General features: G+C 33.2%; 18 protein-coding genes. 4 read left to right on the top strand and 14 right to left on the bottom strand.

Going from position 1 to position 25,122, the window contains the following annotated elements; all coding sequences use genetic code 11:
• Positions 1-7: 7 nt before the first annotated feature.
• The 3 genes from RM51_RS17075 to RM51_RS17085 all read right to left on the bottom strand — a co-directional run bounded on the left by RM51_RS17075 (position 8) and on the right by RM51_RS17085 (position 3,119).
• Positions 8-1,069: an efflux RND transporter periplasmic adaptor subunit gene (locus tag RM51_RS17075; protein ID WP_039372428.1), complete on the bottom strand. Its 1,062-nt coding sequence runs from the start codon at positions 1,067-1,069 to the stop codon at positions 8-10.
• 9 nt (positions 1,070-1,078) lie between these two features.
• Positions 1,079-2,431 (bottom strand): TolC family protein, encoded by a 1,353-nt coding sequence (locus RM51_RS17080; protein WP_052248548.1) that lies wholly within the window; start codon positions 2,429-2,431, stop codon positions 1,079-1,081.
• Between the two features lie 94 nt (positions 2,432-2,525).
• Positions 2,526-3,119, bottom strand: coding sequence for a TetR/AcrR family transcriptional regulator (locus RM51_RS17085; RefSeq protein WP_039372431.1), 594 nt, complete (start codon positions 3,117-3,119; stop codon positions 2,526-2,528).
• A gap of 181 nt (positions 3,120-3,300) precedes the next feature.
• Here RM51_RS17085 and RM51_RS17090 point away from each other — a divergent pair, with 181 nt between their 5' ends.
• Complete coding sequence (locus RM51_RS17090; protein WP_039372433.1) at positions 3,301-6,633, top strand: T9SS type B sorting domain-containing protein; 3,333 nt, start codon at positions 3,301-3,303, stop codon at positions 6,631-6,633.
• Positions 6,634-6,682: 49 nt separating this feature from the next.
• Here the strand turns inward: RM51_RS17090 and RM51_RS17095 are convergent, their stop codons facing one another.
• From RM51_RS17095 to RM51_RS17115, 5 genes are all read right to left on the bottom strand, one after another.
• The gene (locus RM51_RS17095; RefSeq protein WP_039372435.1) at positions 6,683-7,504 is read right to left on the bottom strand and encodes a CvfB family protein; all 822 of its coding nucleotides are present in this window, start codon (positions 7,502-7,504) and stop codon (positions 6,683-6,685) included.
• A gap of 158 nt (positions 7,505-7,662) precedes the next feature.
• Positions 7,663-8,790, bottom strand: coding sequence for a cytochrome-c peroxidase (locus tag RM51_RS17100; protein ID WP_039372438.1), 1,128 nt, complete (start codon positions 8,788-8,790; stop codon positions 7,663-7,665).
• 6 nt (positions 8,791-8,796) lie between these two features.
• The gene (locus RM51_RS17105; RefSeq protein WP_039372441.1) at positions 8,797-10,380 is read right to left on the bottom strand and encodes a DUF6850 family outer membrane beta-barrel protein; all 1,584 of its coding nucleotides are present in this window, start codon (positions 10,378-10,380) and stop codon (positions 8,797-8,799) included.
• Positions 10,381-10,386: 6 nt separating this feature from the next.
• Positions 10,387-11,775, bottom strand: a complete 1,389-nt coding sequence (locus RM51_RS17110; RefSeq protein WP_039372443.1) for a DUF4876 domain-containing protein — start codon at positions 11,773-11,775, stop codon at positions 10,387-10,389.
• Between the two features lie 17 nt (positions 11,776-11,792).
• Positions 11,793-14,519, bottom strand: coding sequence for a TonB-dependent receptor (locus tag RM51_RS17115; protein WP_039372445.1), 2,727 nt, complete (start codon positions 14,517-14,519; stop codon positions 11,793-11,795).
• A gap of 262 nt (positions 14,520-14,781) precedes the next feature.
• On the opposite strand from RM51_RS17115, the gene RM51_RS17120 reads away from it, so the two are divergent.
• On the top strand, positions 14,782-15,270 hold the full coding sequence (locus tag RM51_RS17120) for a hypothetical protein (RefSeq protein WP_039372447.1): 489 nt from the start codon (positions 14,782-14,784) through the stop codon (positions 15,268-15,270).
• A 115-nt stretch (positions 15,271-15,385) separates the two neighbouring features.
• Here the strand turns inward: RM51_RS17120 and RM51_RS17125 are convergent, their stop codons facing one another.
• From RM51_RS17125 to recQ, 6 genes are all read right to left on the bottom strand, one after another.
• On the bottom strand, positions 15,386-16,255 hold the full coding sequence (locus tag RM51_RS17125; RefSeq protein WP_039372449.1) for a DUF4476 domain-containing protein: 870 nt from the start codon (positions 16,253-16,255) through the stop codon (positions 15,386-15,388).
• Positions 16,256-16,350: 95 nt separating this feature from the next.
• Positions 16,351-17,754, bottom strand: a complete 1,404-nt coding sequence (gene lpdA / locus RM51_RS17130) for a dihydrolipoyl dehydrogenase (protein WP_039372450.1) — start codon at positions 17,752-17,754, stop codon at positions 16,351-16,353.
• 117 nt (positions 17,755-17,871) lie between these two features.
• The gene (locus RM51_RS17135; protein WP_039372452.1) at positions 17,872-18,375 is read right to left on the bottom strand and encodes a hypothetical protein; all 504 of its coding nucleotides are present in this window, start codon (positions 18,373-18,375) and stop codon (positions 17,872-17,874) included.
• Between the two features lie 489 nt (positions 18,376-18,864).
• Positions 18,865-19,215, bottom strand: a complete 351-nt coding sequence (locus RM51_RS17145) for a hypothetical protein (RefSeq protein ID WP_039372457.1) — start codon at positions 19,213-19,215, stop codon at positions 18,865-18,867.
• Between the two features lie 78 nt (positions 19,216-19,293).
• Complete coding sequence (locus RM51_RS17150) at positions 19,294-20,373, bottom strand: glycosyltransferase (protein ID WP_039372458.1); 1,080 nt, start codon at positions 20,371-20,373, stop codon at positions 19,294-19,296.
• Positions 20,374-20,782: 409 nt separating this feature from the next.
• Positions 20,783-22,987: a DNA helicase RecQ gene (gene recQ, locus RM51_RS17155; protein WP_039372461.1), complete on the bottom strand. Its 2,205-nt coding sequence runs from the start codon at positions 22,985-22,987 to the stop codon at positions 20,783-20,785.
• Positions 22,988-23,145: 158 nt separating this feature from the next.
• On the opposite strand from recQ, the gene RM51_RS17160 reads away from it, so the two are divergent.
• Together RM51_RS17160 and tatC are read left to right on the top strand one after the other, a co-directional pair.
• Positions 23,146-24,105 (top strand): KpsF/GutQ family sugar-phosphate isomerase, encoded by a 960-nt coding sequence (locus RM51_RS17160; RefSeq protein WP_039372463.1) that lies wholly within the window; start codon positions 23,146-23,148, stop codon positions 24,103-24,105.
• Positions 24,106-24,172: 67 nt separating this feature from the next.
• Positions 24,173-25,000 carry a twin-arginine translocase subunit TatC gene (gene tatC / locus RM51_RS17165; protein ID WP_185095018.1) on the top strand — a complete coding sequence of 276 codons (828 nt, stop codon included), beginning with the start codon at positions 24,173-24,175 and terminating at the stop codon, positions 24,998-25,000.
• Positions 25,001-25,122: the final 122 nt, after the last annotated feature.

Below are 25,122 nucleotides of genomic sequence, written 5' to 3' on the forward strand. Positions count from 1 at the left end.
CTTCTGCTTACTTTACGATGTTGATTTTTGAACCGTTATCAAGGTTGATTTGTCCGCTGGTGATTACTTGTTCACCAACATTTAATCCGCTTAGGATCTGAACTTTGTCTCCGTATACTTTTCCGGTTTGAACTTTAATTAGTTTTGCAGTTCCATTGCTCACCACAAATAATTGTCCTGAACTTACCCCGTTTACGAACGCTTCTGCCGGAACGGTTAACATATTCTGAGTTTCTGCACCGTGATTTGTTTTAAAGGTAGCTGTTGCGTACATCCCCGCTTTAAGGTTTCCTCTGTTCTGAACTTCAACTTCAACAGGGAAATTTAAAGAAGCGTCACTTTTAGGAGCGATGAAGGTAATTCTTCCGCTGAAAGATTCTCCAGGCAAAACATTTACATTAATAGCCACTTCCTGACCTAATGCAATTTTTCCAACTTGGCTTTCGTCTACTAATACAGATAATTTAAGGGAATTAATATTTACAATTTCAAACATTGAAGTTCCCGGAGATACTACAGTTCCCGGTTCTACCATTTTCTTGTTGATAGTACCGCTGATTCCCGCTCTTACATTGGTATCATTTACTTTAACACTCTGAGCTCTTACTGCTGCCTGAGCATTTTTAAGCTGTAATCTTGAGTTATCAAGCTGTTGTTTTGTAACACCACCTGTTTTATATGCGTTTTCGTAACGCTGGTTATCAATAATCGCATTTTGTAAATTGTTTTGAGCCTGAGTAACATCTACTTCAATAGCATCTCTTTTGATGGTTGCCAATGTCTGACCTGCTGAAACTCTTGATCCTTCTTTTACTAAAACACTTACAATACGTCCTGAAATTTCAGAAGACTGGTTCATTTCCTGCTTAGGAATAAAAGTTCCGTTTGCTGAATAATCAGTATCAATATTTTCTCTACCTGCTGTGATTACATTCACATTGATCTTATCAACCTGCTTAGCAACCTCTTTTACTTCCTGCGTCTGCTTTTCTTTATTGCCAGCAATCTTATAAGCTGCCAAACCTATTAATACCGCCGCGACGATAATATATATTAAAGTTTTTTTCATTTTCGTTTATTATAAGTTTTGTAGTGTATTTAATTCTCCTTTTGCTTTAATAAGCTTTATCTCAGCTTGTTTGTAGTCTAGCAAAGCGTTTGCATAGTTTTGTTTAGCCTGAGTCAATGCATTTTCGGCATCCAGCAATTCTGTAAGTGTTGCCAAGCCGTTTTGATAGTTAGATTGTGTATTTTTCTGAACTCTTTCAGCCAATCCTACATTATCTTTCATGCTGTCGATATTGATCAATGCGTTTTCCATATTGGTAATCGCATTTTTATAATCTAAACTTAGACTCAACTGAGTATTCTGAATATCCTGATCTAAATCCTGAATATCGATTTCCGCTTGGTTGATCTTCGCTTTTGTAGCTCCTCCTGTAAAAATTGGAATGTTTACATTTAGCCCAATTGCAGAATAGTCACTCCAAAGTACTCCGTTTTTAAGACCGTTTGTCAATGGAAACTTTGCTCCGTTTGCTCCCCATCCGTAATTAGCAGTTAAACTCACTGTAGGATATAGATAAGCTTCAGTTGCTTTTTTGTTGAAAACCAAAAGTTCTTTGTTTTTATTCAAAACTTTAAGCTCCATACGCTCATCAAGATTTACAGTACTTGCAATCAGCTCAGGCTTTGGCTCGATTGTTTTTTCTTCCAGTTCAATATCTGTAGTAATCGGAATTCCCATGTAAAATTTCAAAGCATTTTTTGAAAGTTCTACTGAATTGATTAATTGTTGTTTGTTGGAACCAATATTCGTTAACTGTACATTAGTACGATCCAAATCGATTGCTTTTGCCAATCCGTTCTTTACCAGACTTTGTATTACGTTTCTTACTTTTTCTGTGTTCGTATAGCTCGCTTCTATCGTTCTAAGATTTTCTTCCTGTACAAACACCTGATAATAAGCCGTTGCAACATTTTCAATCAATTGCTCATTGGTTAACTGGGCATTCAGAATATAAAATTCTCTTGTTGATTTAGCAGCTTTTAGCCCTGTAAATACTCTTTGGTCAAAAATTGCCTGTTGAAGCTGTACTGAAGCTGTTGAACCCCATGGCTGACCAAACTGAGCTCTGATCTTTTCTCCTCCAAATTCCAGCAATGATTCCTGAATAATAGGATTATAAGTTACCCCGGCTGTAGCGCTTATTTGCGGTAAAGCTCCGGCTTTGGCTTCATCAATCTTATATTCGGCTTTTTTAATCTGTAAAGCAGCTTTTTTAGCCTCTGTTTTGTTCTGAAGAGCCTGTTTTATGGCTTCCTGCAGAGAAATCTGTTGCTGTGCAGATACTGATGAAAAACCGAAAATCATACATGCAGCCGCTATCCCAATTTTTAGCTTATTTGCAGTTATACACTTTCTTTTCATAATTTTATACTCGTTTATTTTTTTAATGTAATTGTTATCTTCAATGTTTTTATTTCTAAAGGACGAATCATTTCTTAAAATACTTTAACATTTTTTAATTTTTAAACAACATATTCAAAATAATCCCCTTTCTTACTGAAATGATCCTATCGAATTCTTCGCTGCTGATCATTAAATTCTCCATTAACAGAGGTCTGATCGCACTCGGGAAGACTAATAAAGAAATCATATTTAAAACAAACTGAATAGGTTCCATTTTCTCAATCGTTCCTTTTTCCATTTCCTGTTCTATATCGGTGTAGAGCTTTTTCAGCTCATCTTCTTCGATGTCTCTTTTATGACAGTTCCCCTTATTGATCTGTGATACGATATAAGTTTCTAAGTATGGATATTGAAGACTTGTAGATAAACTTCCTTCTATAAACTGACCTATTTTCTCTTTAAAAGGCAGATCAGAGTTCATTATTATTTCAGATTTTTCCTTCTCAACCTTTTGCGCTTCATCAAAAATGATTTGAATCAGATTATCTCTGGAACGGAAATAATAATTAATAAGCGTTCTGTTAACACCTGCTGCATCAGCAATTTCCTGAGTAGTGGCATCAAACTTCCCTTTCACAAAGAATAAATTCTTCGTTGTTTCTTTGATCAATTCTTGTGTTTGGTCTTTTTTGGCTTGATTTGACATTATTGTTAAACAATTTTGTGCAAATTTAATTCAAAAATCATTTTTGACAAAATTGTTAAACAAAAAAATTAAACAAAATTGTATGACTTGCATCATATTTTAATCCACAAATCATCGATTAATGATTTATTAATGAGTAAAAATGCCCTGTTTGATTATCTTTGCGGGAAAATTAGTAATGATGAAAAAAAATTTATTTCTTTTCACAGTTTTCTGCTGTGGACTTACCTTTGCTCAAAATCTTCTTTGGGAATTCCAAACAACCAGCCCTATTATTGAATCTGAGCATTTTATCACTTTAAGTGACACGGATTCTCAGGGAAATATTTATGTCGCAGGAAGATATGGGAGATCATTTTTCCCGAGTATTAATGGTATAACCTTCGGAAGCATCACCAAAACGACATCTCCTACAGAAATGTTAAGAGCTGTTGTTGCAAAACTCGATAAAAACAAAAATGTAATATGGGTAAAAGAAATCAGTTCGGATTATGCATCTACAGTGACTTCAGTAGTTGTTGACAAACAGGACAATGTAATTGTTGCAGGCTATACAGATGGACAAAATCTAAAGCTGAATCCTAATTCAAATGCAATTTTTAATACCGGTACACTCTCTGGTAGTTCATATATTATAAAACTTGATACTTCCGGAAATTATGTATTTGGAAATATTTATAATTTTGCAGGGAATATAACGTGTACTATAGATCAAAACAACAATATAATATCTACAGGAAATTACGCAAATTATGTTCCGTTATTTGTTACAGATTTTAATCCAGATCCAACAATTACTTATAATCTACCCGCTCCTGATGGAATATTTATAATGAAAAACAATCCTAATGGATCTTTTGTATGGGCTAGACCGCTACATGCTCATAATACTCCTGGAATAAATAGTGTAAAGGTTGACAAGAGTAATAATATCATTATTTTAGGAAATTTTGAAGCCTATTTAAAAATAGATAACAATACATTTTCAGCAGGAAATATAAGCTCAAACAGACATTTCATTGCTAAATTTAATAATGATGGAAATTTTATCTGGTATCAGAATCTTACTTCTTTTAGTATGTTTCTAAACTCATCAAATTCTAAAATTGATATAGATAACAATGATAATATTTACACAGCAAGTACTTATTATGAACCCCAGACAATCAGTTTTCCGAATGCTACTATCAATGCTCCTGACGATGGAAAAACGATAATTTATAAAATTAGCAGTACAGGTAATTTAGTTTGGAATTCATTAGTGAAAGAAGAAAATAGTGCTTATGATTTTCTTTCTATAAAACTAAATCCAGATAATACTATTAATTTTTTCGGACGTTATTCAGACAATACAATCACAGTTGTTAACGGAAATAATAATACAGAAGAAGTTGTACATAAATTAGATTTAGGTCTAAATTACAGTTACCTAAGTCGTAATGCGGATGCTTATTATTTAAAATTCAGAAATGATGGTAAATTAATCTTTAATAAAAGTGATTTTTCATCTTTTACATATAGTCAAAATATCGATTATGAAGGAAATATAATTTTAGCAGGATATTATGATGATTATCAAGATTTTGATCCTGATCAAGATGTTAAAATTATAAAATATACCAATAGTAATATCAACGGCCTTATTCAGAAGTTTGGAAAATGCTACAATGGAACTCCTGATGGAGATAAGACTCAAACTTTTTGTTCATCTATCAATCCTACTATACAGGATTTATATCCTAATACATCTTATACAACTTGGTATGACTCACCAATATCATTAAATTCATTGGCACCCAATACACCACTGCAAAATAATGTTACTTATTACGCATCAGTACAAGATGAATCTTGCCCATACAACCCCAAACGTCTTGCAGTAAAAGTTGTGATTAATACCGCCCCTGCAACATTAACTGTAACTGATTTTTATTTTTGTACCAATGTTAATCAGATGACATTAAATCAATTGAACATTAACAATAATCAAAATATTCATTTTTACAACGCAGCAGGAAATCTTATCAGTAATTATTCTAATATAATTGCTGGAGCACAATACTATGTAGCCCAATACAATGGACAATGTGAAAGTATAAAAGCTCCTTTTAAAGTATTTTCAATACAAGGGTTAACACCTACAGTAAATACACAACAAATATTCTGTAAAACCAATAATCCGACAATCTCAAACATTCAGGTTACGGGACAAAATATTAAATGGTATAATGCAGCTGGAAATATCTTAGCTTCAACAACAGCTTTAGTAAATGGAGAAACATATTATGCTTCTCAAACTATCAATGGTTGTGAAAGTGGAAAAATTGCAGTTCAGGTAACCGTAAACGAAACCCCGAAACCAACAGCAAATGCAGCTCAGGATTTTTGTTCTTCAGCGGGTCCTACTTTAGCCAATTTAGTAGTTACCGGAACTGCTTTACAGTTCTATGATGCAGCAGGAAATATTCTGCCATTAACAACTCCGCTTGTACACGGAACTACCTATTTTGTAACTCAGACATTGAATAATTGTGAATCAGAGAAACTATCAATAGCTGTGACCCTTTCAAATAACAATGTACCGGCAAATGAGTATTCTGCAACTTTATGTAACAGTACAGCGGGAAACTCAATGGTAGTGGATCTTACTTCTTATCAAGGTAATATCATTGCCAATCCATCAAATTACCTATTTACTTTTACAGATACTTCAGGAAATGTAATTTCTAATCCGACAAGCTATATTTTGAGTATGGGTTTAAACGCATTTTTTGTAAAGGTTTCTACTCCGGATGGATGTTTTAAGATTGTAAGATTAAGTTTAACTCTAAATCCAAAACCAGAGTTGAACCTTCCTGAAAAAATAGACTTCTGTAAAGGAAAAAGTATCATTTTAGATGCAGGAACCGGATACACATCGTACTTATGGAATACTGGAGTTACCACTCAAACCATTACGGTTTCAACTCCTGGAAATTATTCAGTTACTGTAACTAATAATTTCGGATGTCAGGATACAGACAATACTCTTGTAAGTTATACAATTTTACCGGAGATTGTTTCCGTAAATATCACCAATAATACTGCAACCATCATTCTTTCAGGAACAGGAAATTTTGAATACTCATTAGATAATTCAGTTTGGCAGAATTCTAATATTTTCACGAACCTGATTATGGGAGAATACATTGTGTACGTAAGAACAAAAGAAGGATGTATCATTGGTCAAAAACCTTTCTCAATCTTCAATATTCCTAATACTTTCACCCCAAATGGAGACGGATTTAATGACAAATGGAGAATTGTGGGATTAGAAAATTATTCCGGGACTGAAGTAAGTGTGTATGATCGAAAAGGACTTCCGGTATTCAAGGAAATCATTGCTAAAAATCCATTAATGTGGGATGGCAAACTGAACGGAAATCAAATTTCTACAGGAACCTACTGGTATGTCATCAAAGTTTCTGACGGTAGAATATATACCGGTTGGGTACTTATTAAGAATAGAGATTAACAAAAAAGCGAGCAGAAATTTCTGCTCGCTTTTTTTATTTGTATACTAATTAAAGTAATTTAATCTTATCCTCCTCAATATCGATAATCTTATCTTTATATAAGCCTCCGATTGCCTTTTTGAAGTTCTTTTTACTCATCTGGATTTCATCTTTAATTTCTTCCGGTGAAGATTTGTCTGAAAGGTAAAGTAACCCGTAGTTTTCTTCTAATTTGTCTAGAATTTTCTTTTTAAACTCATCAATATTTTCAAAACCTTGAGGCTGTAAAGAAACATCTATTTTTCCATCTTCTCTGATTTCTTTGATATACCCTGATTCCTCTGATAAAGGATATAGTTTCTTGAAAACATCCGAACCATAGATTAACCCGATATATTTTTTATTGATCACCACATTCCAGCCCAATTCGCTTTCATTCATCATGATCAAATCAACTTTATCTCCTTTTTGAAAAGGTAAATCCTGATATTGTGGATTTCTTTTAAATTTGGTAGTTCCTGTAATCAAATCTAAATCTTCATCTACATAGATATTTACCAAATATCTTTTCCCTTCTATGATTTTAGATTTCTGTTGTTTATAAGGAATGAATAAGTCTTTAATAATTCCCCAATCCATAAACGCACCGCTTGGAAGACTCTGCACACAGCTCATTACCGCAAACTCACCTACTTCCGCTAAAGGAATCTCAGTAGTTGCTTTTAATTTATGATCATCCTGATACACGAAAACTTCTATTTCATCACCAATTTCTTTTTCATCCTGTGTGAAGATTTTAGGTAAAAAAGCCTTTTCAGTATCATCAGTTAAGATCCAACCTGAATTGTTTTTATCTGAAATTTTTAAAGTCTGAGTTTTCCCGAGTTGCATGTATGATAAAATTAGCTGACAAAGGTACGGAAATATAAAAGGAAATTGCAATAATGTGAAAAAAGCAGAAATTCTTCCTTCGTCAGAATGACATCATCACAAATACTACTACATTTTTCAAAAACAAAAAAGAAGACCTTGTTGATCTTCTTTTTTTATTATTTCGGTAATTCAGGAGCTCGCATTTTGTATTTGTAACTATGCAACGTATTCAGGAAATTTTCCAGATCTGTTAACTCCTCATCTGTCAAATTTAACTTTTCTAACATTTTTGATTTTTGAGGAGCAAGCTGACTTTCTCTGTTTCGTTTTTCTGTTGGCATTCCTGCGTTATACATATTCAGAACTCCTCTGATATTAGGAAATAACCCGTTATGCATATAAGGTGCCGTTTGTGAGATTTCTCTCAAGGTAGCCGTTTTGAACTTCCCAACATCTTCATTCTTTTTTGAAATATTATAGAGTCCTAAATCTTCGTATTCCCTCCCAAAATAGGTCAATCCTACATTATGAAACTTTTGATCTGAAAAATAGGGCGTATTGTGACAATTGATACAGTTTGCCTTTGTTCTGAAAAGATGTAATCCATTAATTTCAGAATCAGTCAATGCGTCTTTTTCTCCGCTTACGAATTTATCAAACTTCGATTTTGGACTTACAATCGTTCTTTCAAACGTAGCAATAGCTTTTACTATATTTTCTTCTGTAACTTTATCACTTCCGAAAGCTTTCTGAAAATGCTCTTTATAGCCTTTAATTTTAGCAATTGTTTTCACAGCCAGTCTGGAGTGAAAATTCATCTCTACAGGATTTTCAATCGGTGCTTTTGCCTGATCTTCTAAAGTAGCCGCTCTTCCGTCCCAAAAATATTTCTTAGCGTATACAATATTTAAAACCGTTGGTGCATTTCTCGTTCCCAACTGTCTGTCATGACCATAAGCCACTCTCCTTCCATCTGCCCAAGCTAATTCAGGATCATGGCAATTTGCACAGGAAATTTGTCCTGATTTTGAAAGTCTCGGATCAAAAAACAGTTTTTTCCCCAACTCTTCTTTTGCTTCAGAATAAGGATTATCTACCGGAAATTCAGGTTTAGATAAAACTCCTATATCCTGAAATCCTTCTTTAGCTTCATCAAACAAATGAGGTTTTGGCCATAAGCTCTGATTTCCACTCCCATACAAATCCCTCAATTCCTGAGGAGTATATCCTTTCTGAACAGCCGTAAAATCAGAAAAAGAATACGCTAAAAACAAAACCGCAGAAAGCGATAAAAAATACTTCATAATTTTCTAATAAAACAAAGAGATTCCTGCATTAAAATAAAGACTTGGATTTCCACTGTAATCAGTGTTTTTTTCTAAATCTTTACTTAAAGGAAATAACGTTGCAAAATTAGTAAATATTTTCAGGTCTGTCTTAGAAGTTACCTTTTGATAAAATTGTAACCCGAATTGAGGCCCTAATTTTGAAGTAGCATCATATTCATGATCGTTTTTAATCACATTGTCATACAGTAAAGTATTTGAAGAAGCCGGAACATACGTTAAACTTTCGCTTAAAGGAAAATACGACATCGCACCAATCTCCAAATTTACTTTTTGAGTATCTCTGTAGAAAATATCTTTATTGAATTTCAAATTCAAATTTAGGCTTTTCACATATTTGTAAGTGATTCCCAACAAATCAATCGCTGAAAAATCATTATAAATCCCCTCTAAAGTTGTCCCAAATTTTATTTTTTTACCCTCTCTTAATAAAAAATGATTCGCAGTGGAAACTCTATCTAAAGTCATCCTATAATTCTGACCAAATTCTGCATTATTATAATTATCTCCTGTAATACTTTGGAAGTTTACATTGGACATAAAATCTATTTTATCTCCTTTATACCAGTAGTTTGCATCGGTTTTATAGTTAACAAGACGGTATTTCATTTTTTCTAAACTTTCTGCAAAATAAACGGATCCTGTACCTGAAGTAGAACTTGTCCCATACAATTCACCAGTGTTACCGTAAAGGTTTTGCATCGCTTTACTGTAAGAAAAGTTAATATTAAAGAAGTTTTTCTGATTTTCAAACGTATACCCAGCTCCAAAATTTCTATCTACCGTTCTATAGCCATAATCTCCGTAGGACGGGAAATATACAATTCTACCATAACCATTAGAAAATCTAACATAATATTCCGGATTTGCAGGCGCATTTACAGCTTCATTCACAGCCATTACATCATAAGTATCAGATTTTCTACCCAATCCTCCGAAAATAGAAACCTGATGATTTAGGTAGCGGTATCCTGCAAAAATTTTCCCTGAATAATCTGCAGTATTAATTTCCGGTCTTGGATCCGACTTTCTGTAAGAACTTTGATTTCTGTAATCAACCGTTGCCCCAACTTCCAACCCTTTCCACAGGTTATAAGACAATCCTCCTTTTACATGATAATTTTGGGTTTCCCAATTGGCTTTTTTAGGTACAAAAAGATAGTTAGGATTCAAAACAAACTGATCTTCTGTTCTTCCATTCGTCAAATTGTAGCCTAAGTTTTTCTCTGTTACAAATTGGTAATCAAAGCTACCTAGAAGTCTTAATTTTTTGGAAATATTGAAAACTCCCTGTGTTTTAAATCCAAATTCATTTGAACTTTCCGCCGTTTGAGTTCTTCTCATACTCAAATCTTTTACAACAGCACTAAGCTCTGTTTCTGTAAAGTCTGAAAACTTTTGCTTTGAAAACTGAATGGGGTTATCCCAAATTCTGTTGAGCTGCTGATAATAAATCTGATTTGTCGGAATAAAAATACTATCATTCAGCTGAGCCGAAGCACAACCGAATGACAGGAAAGAAATTATATAAAAACTTTTAAATTTCATTACTTATTATTGTTGAAATCCTCTAGGATTTGCCGCTTGTTTTACAAAATCATTTGCTGAATTGTTGGTATCTACCAAAATTTTTCTTGCAGGAGTGCTTCCCTGAGCAGGAACTGTTGTTTTTGTTTTTCTGATCACCGCCTGAGAATTGAATGAAGCGTCACAATTCGTGAAAGAAGCATCAATAGAAGCGTTCAGCATTTTGGGTCTTTGGGAATTCGGATTGAAGTTCTGCAAATCTACCCCATCAATAATTACAGAATTAGGAATCTGTTTAAAATATTTTGTACTTGTCGTAACGTTGGTCACAGAAGGATCAGAATAGTCTGGAAGTGCTGTAAAATCAGCATTATTCATTTTAAAAATAACGAAGCTGTCTCTTCCCGGATTATCCATCAACAAATCATTGTTTCCACTCCAATATCCAGTTCTTCCCCAATACGCAATTTCCATGTCTTTTACCGCAGGATTCTGAATATCAAATTTATAAACCGGCTGACCGATTGATAAATTAAAATCACCTAAATACACCTCAAAATTTGCACCGCTCAAATCAACAGTCAAAGCAGGATTTTGAATTGAAATTGGATTCCCTGTATTATCAACCAAAGGCGATTTATGATTCACTCCATTGGCTGCAATTACGATACTTTCTCCCGGTAAAATAGGATACTGAGTGCCTGTTCCCGGAATTCTGATTACATAATCTGCATATACATAATCTGTATTAGCAGCACTTCCCATTGTCATTCCGATAGATTTGCTCCAGTCGAATTGTCCGTTTGCCTGAGTATAACTCTGATTGAACGTTGTATTTACTTTTCCGTACAACTGACCAATGTATAAACCATCTGCATAAATTACCTCATTAGAATTGTTATAAAGTTCAATAAACTGATCTCTGAAAGAAGCTCCCTGAGTTGCATGAGAACCCGCATAGTATATTTGTTTTATTAACAGATCACCAATTCTTGCTGTTTTCAGCTCAATAACAGTACTCTGAACATTAACATTAACCGTTGCACCTTCCTGAGTTCCGTTAAAGTTGATCTCATCAGCAGGAGAAACGTAGTTAAATGTTGAGAAGAACTCGTCAGCAAGCATATTTTTAGATACTGTGATCTTATAAGTTCCCGGAATAACATTTGAAAAGTTTGCAAAACCATTTGCATCAGTAGAAACCGTATAGGTATCTCCTGAATTACTATTAACCAAAATTACTGCAGCATTTTTTGCACGTCTTGGATTATTGTTAGCATCATTATAAGAAGCATCATATTTTACTTCTACTTTAAAATTAGTAGGTTGTAACGTGCTGCTATTGTTCCCAAAATCATCATCTCTACAAGAGAAAAGCAACATTAAAATTGCTAAAAAGCTAAATAACTGTTTCATATGGATAGTGTTTATTATTAAAATTGATATTCGATTTTAGCTCCGAAAGACAACGTGAGCAAATCACCTTTTAAAATAGTTGTATATTTTCCTAACGATTGTGAGAATATAGTCTCTGTTTGTTTCAGATCAAGGAAATTATTTGCGTAAAAAGAAAATTTGAAACCATTTTGGAAGTCTTTGGAAATTTTCAAGTTAATGTTATGATACACTTTATTGATACGTTCCTTATCCTGGTAAAAATTCGCTTCCTTAATATTTGCAAATTGATTCGGATCATCAATCTGCTCTTGGGTAAGCATTACTTTTTCCATATCTGAATTGATGTATGCATACAACGACTTACGATTAAAGATATTCTTTTCATCAATAATATAATGCTGAGTTCTTAATGTAATCACCAAACCTGCTTTCGGCAAATGATAATTCAACGCTGCACTTATATTAAACTGTTGGTATTTGGAATCAAAAGGTCTGTACAATCCCCAAATGGCATTCCCCTGAGTAGTAGATGCAGTAAAATATCGGTCTATTTCAGATCTGTTGGTTGTTTCAACATAGGCTCCGTTCAAGTCTAAACTGATGTTTCTAATTGGAAGTTTATCCAGCCCAACCATTAATTCCAATCCTTTGTCTTTAGATTTTAATGCATTTACCATCCTATTCTGTAAATAGTAATAATTACTGTATCCTACTACATCATAGGTGGGAAGACTTGTTCCATTGTCGTGAATCTGAAGTTGAGCCAAACCTCTCTTTACACCGTATGTTTCAGTAGTGAATCCATCATACAAATTGTTATAATAAGCGGTTAATCCTACATTTCCTATCCCGAATTTGTAATCAACTCCAATTTCTGAACGCATACTTTTTGAAGGCTTTAAGTCCTTATTATCTGCACGATCAATAAAAGTCTGCATAATTCCTAGATTATAATATCCAGGGAGACGAAGATCTGCCAAAACTACATCATAATATCTCGAACCTGTATATATCATATTGATAGAAGGCGCTTTAGAAGCAATACCAAAACCTCCTCTGAATTTGAAGTTTTTATAAATCAAATAAGAATTAATTCTAGGCTGTACAACCGATGATCCAAATTGATTGTCATATCTTACCCCTGCATTTAAGTTAAAGATATAATTTCCGAATTTTTTGAAAACATTATCTTCAGCATACAAAGAATACTGGTATTCAGCTCTTACATTATCTCCGAAGTTATAAGGTCTGAAACCTTGCCCTCCTCCTGAAAATTGCGTAAGTATTGTTTCCGGGCTACCTAATCTTCCGGCTCCTTTATTATCACTGCTTCTCAAAGATGTTCCCACTAAAAAATTGTGAGTCCAGTTTTCTTTTGTTTTGATATGTTTCTTAAAATCGGCAGCAAAATAAATAGAAATAGGTTTCCCTTCAATTTCCTGAACCTGAGTATAGCTTGGCGGAGAATACGTCGCTGTATAAACCCCTTCTCCAAGACTTGTTCCTACCAATTCACCACCACCATTAAATAGACTTGACTTAAAAGAGTTTTGATATCCCTGAGAATAATTTGCATTAATGTCTAAGTTATCAAAAAAGAAATCCTTGAACCTCCAGCTGAAACGATTGGAAATTCTAAGATCTCTTTTTTTATTTTTTACAATAAGCTGAGTTGCATCTTCTTCTTCAAAATTGGCATTATCAAAATTATTCCCATAATCAACAGAGAAAGAGTTTTTAATATTTTTATTCTTGCTATAAACCGTCCACATCAAATTGGTAGTAACTCTTTGATATTTATTGAATTTCGTTCTTGGATCGGAATTTGAGCTTAAATAGTTGAAGTTTACATTTAAGAAACCCAATTTATCGTTGATCTTAAACCCTTTATTAATATTGTATTCCTGAGTTCCATCTCTTAAAGCCAAATAAGCTCTATAAGGTGTTTTTCCGCTTTTTTGCTGAATGGTAACCAATCCCGAAGTTAAATCTCCATATTTTGCAGAAGGAATCCCCTGAACTACTTCTACACTTTCAATATTCTCAACAGGAATTTCTCTTAAATCGGCACCAAAATTAGTATTAGAAAAGTTTCCTCCTTCGGCACTAAAACCAAGAAGATTAGGCATAAAAACAGAACCTTCATTGGCCCAAGAATTTCCTGATGCAGAATAATTTGCAGCATAGCTCTGCATATTTTCATTGTTAGAGATCGGAATCCCATCTATCACAATAGCAGTACCAAAAGATTTATTCCCAAATCCCTGATCTGAAACTGTTGTAGGAAGTGTGGAACGGAAAACTATGGGTTTAAATTCATTCAAATTAAGATTCTGAAGTTTCTGTCCCGGAATCTGTTCCAATACTTCATTCAAAGAGAATGCCTGAATGTTTTTCAAAGCTTCTTCCTTAATCTCAATTTCAGAATAATTTTTCTTTTTTGCAGAAAGCATTACTTCTTTAATACGAATAGAAGCAATCTGCATATCTACCGTAATTCTGTTCGCAGGAATGGTAACGTATGTTTTCTTCTCTTCCAGTAAACCAGCCTTTGAAAAAACCAATGTTTCATTCGCATTATAATTAATCTGAAACACTCCGGAATTATCCGTTACCGTCCAGATTCCTGAATTTTCAATACCGACTTTAACTCCCGAAATAGGCTTTTTGTTATCAGCTTCTACTACAATCCCGGTCAAAGACTGACCACTTACAGAAAGTATAACAAACTGAAAAGCAACAAATAAAAGACTCTTCTTCAACTTTAACAATTTTTTGCAAAATTATTTATAATTTTTCTAAATAAAAATTAAATTATATTTTTTTTCTAGTTGATAAATTTCATAGCTATATTATTGCGTATTAAATATAAAATCACTGGTTAACGATAAAAAAAATTAACCAACACAATTTTAGTTCAAAAACAGTTTAAAATTTATTAAATCATTAAATCCTTTCAAGATAAATTTCAAAAAAATTACATTTTTAAAGAAAAATAATCATAGTTTTATATAAAACATATATATGACTTTAAGAAAATCAATAAGTTACACTCTTTTTATCGTATTAGGAATTATTTCCTGCTCAAAAACACCAAAAGCTAATGATGAATTCCGAAATACTGTCGTTTCAAAAATGAACTTTCATCAAGATACTCTACAGGTTTTTAATCAGTTTTTAGATCAACTGGATTCAAAAAACAAAACTTTTGGAGATTATTACATTAAAACCCATCGCGATATTCAGGATTCCTGCGACAAAGTATTAGCCGCAAAATATGAGCCTGAATATTTTGTTTATAACAACCACACACCGGAAGATTTTGATTTTCTACACAAGATTACAGTACAGTCTCTTAATACGTATTACAAAAAATTGGATATTGATACCAGTAAAGTTTATACGATCGAATGGGTTACAAATTCAAGTCCTGATATTAAAAAGTATTTAAATCAAAAATATGGTTTGGGGCTTTTTATTCCGGAAGATCAACCGCATGATGCTGTGAAATAAAGTAATCTTTGGTTTTATATGATACCTTATAATTTCTTCAAATAAAACATTCTAACCTTATTTATCAACAAAAAAGAGAAGCATAAAGCTTCTCTTTTTTGTTGATATTGACCTATTAAGAATTTGAAACAAAGTCCATCAGCTCCCTTTTGCTGCTTTCAAAATCAAACGCATCACAAACGATAAAATATTTATGCTTATCAACGCAATTATTAAATATAGATTTCGCTAAAGTCAATTTATTTTTATCAAAACTCATTTCCTTTACCAAAGTCTGAATCTGCTGAGAAGAGAACAGAGTTATACGCATCTGTTGTCTTATCATAGAAAGCCTGTCATCGTCAAACCTTGCATTTCTCTGAAGCATAGAAAGAAATTCGCTAAAAGAATTATGATCCATAACATTCGCATAATTTCCTCCGCTATTCCAATTATTGCCTTGATTTCCATTTCCATAAGGATTATTCCAGATATCGTTCCAGTTACTAAAACCATAAGACTGATTCTGAACAGGATAAGAATCTAATAAGTACAACCCCTTATTAGTGAAAAAATCCAGAACCAATCTGCTGTTATTACGGACATTTAACGTTGTTCTGTATAATAAATACCCATTTTCATAAATAGAGATTGGAATTCTTCCTGAAGGCAGATCAAAAAAGCGAAATTTACCTGAATTATTTGAGATCGTCTGATCTCCTAGTTCTATGCTAAAATATCCCTGCTCCGGAATTCTAAGAAAAACCTCCGAATATCCGTAACTCTGGTTCCATTGATAATTAGGATTTTTAATCCTTGATCCTGAACTATTTGAAGTTCTGAATCCTGAATTATTGTTATTTCTTGAACCCTCTGTTTTAGAAATCGAAGTTTCTATTTCATTTTTAGAAGCTTCATTTCTGAGCAATTCCCCTACTTTTCCTGCTTCTTGTGCGAATGAATGAATTCCTGTAAGAAACATCAAACCGATAAAAATATTCTTCATAAGTAATTTTTTAATTGATGATCTCCATTTTTATGCCAAAAAAAAGAGAAACCATAATTATGGTTTCTCTTTTTGTATATATGATTATTTTTCAATTACATATGAATAGGTCTTTTCCCTGTAGCATCCAAAGCAGCTTCTTTGATAGCTTCTGCATATGTCGGGTGAGCATGAGAACTTCTTGCGATATCTTCAGCACTTGCACGGAATTCCATAGCAATTACCCCTTCAGCGATAAGGTCAGCAGCTCTTGCTCCTACAATGTGCATTCCTAAAACTTCATCAGTTTTTTCGTCTGCAATGATTTTAACCAATCCATCAACATCACCACTTGCACGGCTTCTTCCTAATGCTCTCATTGGGAAAGATCCTACTTTGTAAGCAACACCTTCCTCTTTCAACTGCTCTTCAGTTTTACCAACTCCTGCAACTTCAGGCCAAGTGTAAACAACTCCCGGAATCAAGTTATAATTAACGTGAGGTTTTTGTCCAGCCAAAGTTTCTGCTACGAAAACTCCCTCTTCTTCAGCTTTGTGAGCCAACATTGCTCCTTTGATAACGTCTCCGATCGCATAGATGTTTGCAACGTTTGTCTGTAAATGATCGTTTGTTTTCACTCTTCCTCTTTCGTCAAGTTCAACACCTGCTTTCTCCAATCCAAGACCTTCTGTATAAGGCTTTCTCCCTACAGAAACTAAACAATAATCTCCTTCTACAACAACTTCTTCTCCTTTTTTATCTTTAGCAGTAATTTTTACCGTATCTCCGTTTCTTTCAACTGCAGAAACAGCTGTAGAAAGCATAAATTTCATTCCTTGCTTTTTAAGAACTTTAGTTAATTCCTTACTTAAAGCTCCATCCATTCCAGGGATGATTTTATCCATAAACTCAACAACAGTTACCTGAGCTCCTAATCTTAAGTAAACAGAACCTAATTCAAGACCGATAACTCCACCACCGATAACAACTAAATGCTTAGGAATTTCCTTAAGGTTTAAAGCTTCTGTAGAAGTGATTACTCTTTCTTTATCTAAAGTGATGAAAGGTAAAGAAGTTGGTTTAGAACCTGTTGCAATGATTGTATATTTAGATTCGATCGTTTCAGTAGAACCGTCGTTTTTCGTTACTTTGATCTGAGTAGCAGATTCGAAGCTTCCCACTCCTTCAAAAACAGTGATTTTGTTTTTGTTCATCAGATAGCTGATTCCGTCTGTATTTTGCTTGATCACCTCATTTTTACGCTCAATCATTCTTGCGATATCAGCTTGAGGCTCATTGATAATGATTCCGTGACCTGCGAAATTGTGCTTTGCATTCTCAAAATGCTCAGAGCTATCCAAAAGCGCTTTTGACGGAATACACCCAACATTAAGGCAAGTTCCTCCTAAAGTAGGATATTTTTCAATAATTGCTGTTGTGAAACCTAATTGTGCAGCACGGATTGCAGCAACATAACCACCAGGACCAGAACCGATTACGGTAACATCGAATTGACTCATGTTATTTTATGAATTTGTTTATTATTAACTTTCTTAATTCTTACAAATTTAACGATTAATTACCACGTGAGAAAGTGAGATTTGTCAATTTTTCTTTTAAAAAATTTAAACTTCTAACTATAAATTAAGACTTTGAATTTCTTCTCCTGTATCTTTATTAATCCCTTTTATTTCAACAGGCTTTTCAATATTAAGATCTCCTTTTACTTTTATTAGAAGATCCTTGCTCTTTGTCTCAGGATCATAAAGCCAAATTGTGTCTTTATTATATTTTGTTACTTTTATTTTTGAATTATAATTCATTAAAGTAAATATTGAATCATCTGCAACTCCCCATCTGTAAATTGATTCTTCATAGGGATAATCATTCCAGATCGTTCTTCTATTTTTAACTTTATTAAAAGATAATTTTTGGAGCTTATTCTTTTTCATAAATTTAAAAGTAAAGCCATAATATTCTGCTCTTTCTCTTGACCATTCATAATTCCAGTATCCAATACTATCCTGATAAAGAACAACATCTTCTATCTTTTCTTTGGGACTTTTACAGCTCATTACTAAAAAAATCACAACTAAAGAAATAATAATTTTACTGAATATTTTTATTGAACTTAAGCTCATAATCCGATTTTTTCAATACTGAATCACCGTGAAAAGAAAACTATGTTCCCTTTACAATTTGCTTTAAACATCTCTATATCTTCTTTAAAAGTACTTTTAAAACTAAAATGATCATCACTTATAAAAGTATAAGAAAAATAAATATTAGAGAATGAAAATAAAGTAATAATAATTTTTAGAGCAAAATAAGATTTTAACAGTATTTTGCTTTTAATTAAAACTTTTTGAATGAGAAAATCTAAATATAAAAAAAGTAATGTCAGAATTATTGAATTTAATAAAATACCTAATATATAATAATCCGTCGCCATAGAACTGGCTAAAGAGTCTGATTTATAAATAAAAGGCATCGCAGCATAATATTCAGGAAATATTTCATTCTCAACATGACAATTGTGAACATATTTTACAATATCTAAATGCGACCAGAAGAATCCGATTGAAACAATAAAATACAATACTATTTTGATAAAAATCTTCATCAAAATATTATAAATCTACATTCACTTTTCCTTGGCCAAATGTTCCTGTACTCTCAAAATAAGAACCTCCGTATACATACCATTCGAGACTTTCTAAAAATTCTACAGCATTTTCAGGAGTTATGTTCGGACGGTCTTTTTTCGAAACAATTCCTTTGTACCATCTTCCTGATTTGGAAAAGCTTTCATATTCTACAAAATAATGAATCCATATTCTTTGACAAAGTTTGCACTGCTGAATACTTACTTCTCCATATCTTCCATTCGTATGATCTATACCTAATTCAGAAGTTCTGTATTCTGTATAATCCGAGGTAGGTTTTTCACAAGCACATCCTAGTTTCTGAATCTTATTCATTGGGAAATATTGATTTATATAAAATTATCGAGGTCAAATGTAAGAAAATAAGCCTCCATAAGGCAAATATGATCATTTTTATTTCATCAAGTTCAGTAAAACATTTTCATATTTATCCAAAATAATTTCTTTGGAAAATCTTGATTTTATAGAATTTTTGATCGAACCACTATCATAGCTGTCATGTAAAATCTGAATAATTTTTTGTGAGAAATCATCATGGTTTTCGATATCCGAAATCTCTCCATTAATTCGGTTTTGAATAATTTCATTAATTCCTCCCGGGCAATTATTCACCAAAGAATACGTTCCACAGGCTCCTGCTTCCAGTAAAACATTGGGAAAACCTTCATATCGTGAAGAGAGAATAAACAAATCTGCATATTTCAGGAACTGATAAGGATTTTCCTGTCTTCCATGAAAAATTACTTTTTTTAAATCTAAAAAGTCTTTCATCTGATGCAGTATTTCCCGGTCTTTCCCGTCTCCTAAAATATGTAACAAAATATTTTCACTTTTAAGTCTGGAAAATACTTTCAGAAGATTATCAAAACCTTTTCTTTCGGATAAATTCCCAATGGCTACAACATTTTTATAATTGTATTTAAAACATTCAGGTTTACTTGAAACAGCCAGTTTTTCTTCAATGAAATCAAAATCGACAGGATTATTTATTTTAATGATTTTTCTTTCTTTTACGTTGAAATTATCGATCAGATCCTTTTTCATATCATCACTTTGCGCAATGATTTGCTGATAATTATTATAAAAGCTGTAGAAGAATTTTATTTCTGTTCGGGTTACATGGTGAGAGACCACATTGGTTTCTCTTGCAATAAATTTTGTTCTCGGAAAAAGCTTGATAAATAAAGATAAATACGCATTTACTTCTCCAAATCCCGAAAAAACAATATCGGGTTTTCTTCGATAGATCTCCCTTAAAATAGGCTTTAATGAATGTCTGATTCGTTCCGTATCTACATCAATGATTTCAATGTCTTTTTTAAGAAAATCAAGATAGCCGCCTTGTTTGCGTAAAAGCAATATTTTGGGTTCAAACCGATCTCTGGAAAGATGGTTCGCAATGGTGGTAATGATTCTTTCTGCACCTCCGGTTTCCAAATCCGGCAGAATAAATATGACAGAAATCTTTTTCATTCATGTAAAGTTAGTAAAAAGTTTTGGCAACCTTTAATTTCAGATTACAATTAGTGATTTTTAACTTTAAATTAAATATGATTATTTTTTTCACATTTTTTTAAACTCCTGAAAATATTTAACTTAAAGCCATTTATTCTCCATGTAACTTGTCATTCCATAGGAATCCAGGCAAGAGAATTATTAGCTATTTTTTAATATTATATTGAGATTCCTACGGAATGACAAATTGAACATTAAAATTATTTATTTCATAAAAAAAGAAACTCCTCAACAGAAAAGTTTCTTTTTAATTATTTTCTTCCCTGAAGATACCACTCTATCAATACTCCAAAAAGGAGCAAAAGCAGATAACAGCCTATCAAGAAAATTATTATATATAAAAGATATTTTAAAACATCTTTCATTATTAATTGGCCACATCGCTGATGAATTTTATTCTCAACATTCTCACCTCTTCATCTGAAAGTTCATCCCCAAATTCATCCAGTAAAACTTTCATGCTGTCACTTTCAGATTCGTTCATAAATTCCATGAAACCATCTACGATATCTTCATCAAAATTGTCTTCGATATAATAATCAATATTCAATTTAGTCCCCTGATAAACAATACGTTCCATTTCTTTCAACAATTCATCCATTGAAAGATTTTTGGCTCTTGCAATATCTTCAAGGTCAATTTTCTTATCGGTACTCTGGATAATGAAAACTTTATGGCTGGATTTGTTAGCCACTTGCTTCAGTACCATATCCTGAGTACGTTCGATATTGTTATCTTCTACGTATTTGTTGATAAAATCAGCGAATTCTTTGCCATATTTCTTGGCTTTTCCTTCACCGACTCCATAAATTTTCGCAATTTCTTCCACAGTAATCGGATACTGAACGGTCATATCCTCCAAACTAGGATCCATAAAGACTGTGTAAGGCGGAATTCCGTGCTTTTTGGCAACTTTCTTTCTTAATTCCTTTAATAAAGTGAATAAGTTCTGATCTAATCCTCCTCCGGATTGCTGCTGAATCTGATCACTTTCTGCTTTAGTCTGACTTAAATCAAATTCTCTGTCTTCAGCAATCAGGAACGAGTGTTCTAATTTACCCTCCAAAACCAATCTCCCCTTCTCGGCGATCTTTAAAACCCCATACGTTTCAATATCTTTTTGCAAGAAATTCTGAACGGTTGCCTGTCTTAAAATGGTTTTCCAGTGGTTATCCTTTTCCTCTTTCCCAAAACCGAAATAAGAACTTTGCTCAAGTTTATAAGATTTCGTTACTGCAGTTTCTTTTCCTGCAATCACAGAAATAAGGTCTTTTGATTTAAATTTTTCTCCTGTATCTCTGATGAGCTCCAACACTTTCTTCAAATCATCTGTTGCATCTTTCAGTTTTGGCGGATTTGATGAATTATCACACATTTTTGCTCCGTCACCGTGAATAGGATCGAAGTTTTCACCAAAATAATACAGGATATATTGTCTTCTGCTCATTGAAGTTTCGGCATAACCTACGACTTCATTTAATAACTGTAACCCAATTTCTCTTTCAGAAACAGGCTTTTGAGCCAAGAATTTCTCTAGTTTTTCAATGTCTTTCGGATCATAAAATGCCAAACAGTGACCTTCTCCTCCATCTCTTCCGGCACGTCCGGTTTCCTGATAATAACTTTCTAAAGATTTTGGGAAATCATAATGAATCACAAAACGAACATCCGGTTTGTCGATTCCCATTCCGAATGCAATTGTCGCTACAATGACATCCACTTCTTCCATCAGAAATTTATCCTGATTGGCTACTCTTATTTTTTGATCAAGACCTGCGTGATAAGGTAAAGCATTGATTCCGTTCACTTGTAAAAGCTGAGCAAATTCTTCAACTTTTCTTCTGCTCAAGCAGTAAACAATTCCGGACTTTCCTTTATGCTGATTAATAAATCTAACGATCTCTTTATCTACGTTTACCTTTGGCTGTACTTCATAATAAAGATTCGGTCTGTTGAAACTTTCTTTAAAAACCAAAGCATTGCTCATCCCCAAAGTTTTCTGGATATCATCCTGAACTTTAGGGGTTGCTGTTGCCGTTAAAGCAATTACAGGTACGTCTGCAATTTTATCGATAATTGATTTCAAATTCCTGTATTCCGGTCTGAAATCATGCCCCCATTCTGAAATACAGTGCGCCTCGTCAATCGCAAAGAAAGAAATTGTCACCTCTTTCAAAAAGTCTAAATAATCATCTTTAATTAAAGATTCCGGGGCTACATAAAGAAGTTTTGTTTTTCCACTTTTAATATCATCGAAAACCTGTTTGGTCTGCGTTTTATTTAAAGATGAATTTAAAACATGGGCTACCCCATCATCAGATGACAGTCCGTTTACTGCATCTACCTGGTTTTTCATTAACGCTATTAAAGGCGAAACTACTATGGCAGTACCTTCTGAAATAAGAGCAGGTAGCTGATAACATAGTGATTTTCCTCCTCCTGTAGGCATCAAGACAAATATATCCTTCCCATTCAACAGGTTTTCTATAATTTGTTCTTGTTGTCCTTTAAAAGTAGAAAACCCGAAATATTTTTTCAATTCGCCTGATAAATTGGCTTTTTTTGCGCTCATCTAATTTTCTATTGCTAAATTTGCATCTCACCCAAAGTTAAGATTTTTTTGCTTAAAATAAAAGCAAACGAATTTATAAAAAATAAAATTCATATTAAATATTCTTTTTAAAATATAACATTTTTTAAAAGATTTTTTGTAGACCTTATAAAAGTAAAATGGAAAAAGCCAATATCATTTCGATAGCAAAAAGTACTTTAGAGATAGAGATTTCGGAACTTGAAAAGCTGAAAAACAGACTTGACGAAGAGTTTGTAAAAGCTGTAGAAACAATACATGCTGCACAAGGAAAGTTAATTGTGGTAGGAATCGGAAAATCAGCACACGTTGGAAATAAAATCGTTGCCACTCTAAATTCTACGGGAACACCTTCTCAATTTCTTCACGCTTCGGAAGCTATTCACGGAGATTTGGGAGTTATTCAAAAACAGGATGTTGTTTTATGTATTTCACAATCCGGAAATTCACCGGAAATTGTAAATCTTGTTTCTTATTTAAAGGATTATTCTTCTGCATTAATCGGGATGACAGGAAATAAAAATAGTAAACTTGCAGAATTTTCTGATATTATTTTAGATACACACGTTGATATGGAAGCTTGTCCTAACAAACTGGCTCCAACAAGCTCTACTACGCTACAAATGGCTCTCGGAGACGCTTTAGCTGTATCTTTAATGGAAATGAATGATTTTAAAGCCAATGATTTTGCAAAATTTCACCCGGGAGGAAGTTTAGGAAAAAACCTGATTTCCAAAGTGAACGATTTTCTTTCTTCACAAAAACCACAGGTTACGGAAAATGATACGATTAAAGATGTTATCATCTCTATCAGCAGCTCAAGACATGGAATCACTGTTGTTACCAATGAAGGGGAAATTATCGGAGTCATTACAGATGGAGATTTAAGAAGAATGTTGATGAAAGGTGACGATATTTCTAAAGTATTGGCTAAAGATATTATGTCTGCTCATCCGAAAACGATCGAGAAAACGGCTTTGGCAAAAGATGCCATGAAGATTTTAAAGGATAACAATATCGGACAGCTTGTAGTTACAGAAAACGGAAAGTATTTCGGAATTATCGATCTGCATAAATTGTTGGATGAAGGAATCAACTAGAAATAGTTTGAAACCTTTAACTTGTTTAAATATTTCATAAATTTGAAGCCTTAAAAAATATTATTCTGTGAGTGATGCTAAAGACATGTCCTTCCTTGGACATATTGGAGAATTAAGAGGTCACCTTATCCGCTCGATCATTGCGATCATTGTTGCGGCTTTTGTTGTCGGCTTTAACATCAATTGGATTATGGATCATATCTTTTTTGGTCCTACCAGAAACGATTTTCCAACTTTTGAACTTGTGAATCACTTTTCCAGAATGCTTTTGGGAGAAGACAGCATTCACCTTCCGAAAGATTTCCCTGTTCGTGCCAGTAAACTGTACCAACAGTTTAACGTCATGATGGCGGTTTCTATTTTTGGAGGAATGGTTGCAGCCTTTCCTTATATTGTATGGGAACTTTGGAGATTCATTGGTCCGGCTTTGCATCCGAAAGAAAGAAAAAACTCAATTTTCATCATCAATTCTGTATGGATCTTGTTTATGACCGGCGTTTTATGCGGTTATTTTTTGATTCTTCCTTTTGCGGTTAATTTTGGAGTTATTTTCAAAATTTCAGACATCATTGTTCCGCTTTATGACCTTAGTGATTATACTACCTTATTTTTACAGGTAGTTTTGGGTATGGGAGTCATTTTCTTATTTCCTATCCTTATCTACTTCCTTACATCGATTGGAATTTTAACACCAATGTTTATGAAGACCTATCGTCGTCATGCCATTGTATTAATTATGGTGGTAGCAGCAATCATCACTCCTGCTGATGTTTTAAGTATGTTGATGGCAGCATTACCTTTGCTACTATTGTATGAATTTAGTATTATCATGTGTTCTTACACGTATAAAAAGGTTCAAAAACGTAACGGAAATCTTCCGGCTGTTCAGAAATAGCTTAAAAGCATATCCTATAAAATATTCCCGTAGAATCATCTGCGGGATTTTTTATGATATAGAAAGTAACAAAATTTTATTTCTTTCGTCTAATCAAAAGAGATCTAATAATTTAGACTTTC

The organism is Chryseobacterium taiwanense, from assembly GCF_000813825.1.
Taxonomy (GTDB): Bacteria; Bacteroidota; Bacteroidia; order Flavobacteriales; family Weeksellaceae; genus Chryseobacterium; species Chryseobacterium taiwanense.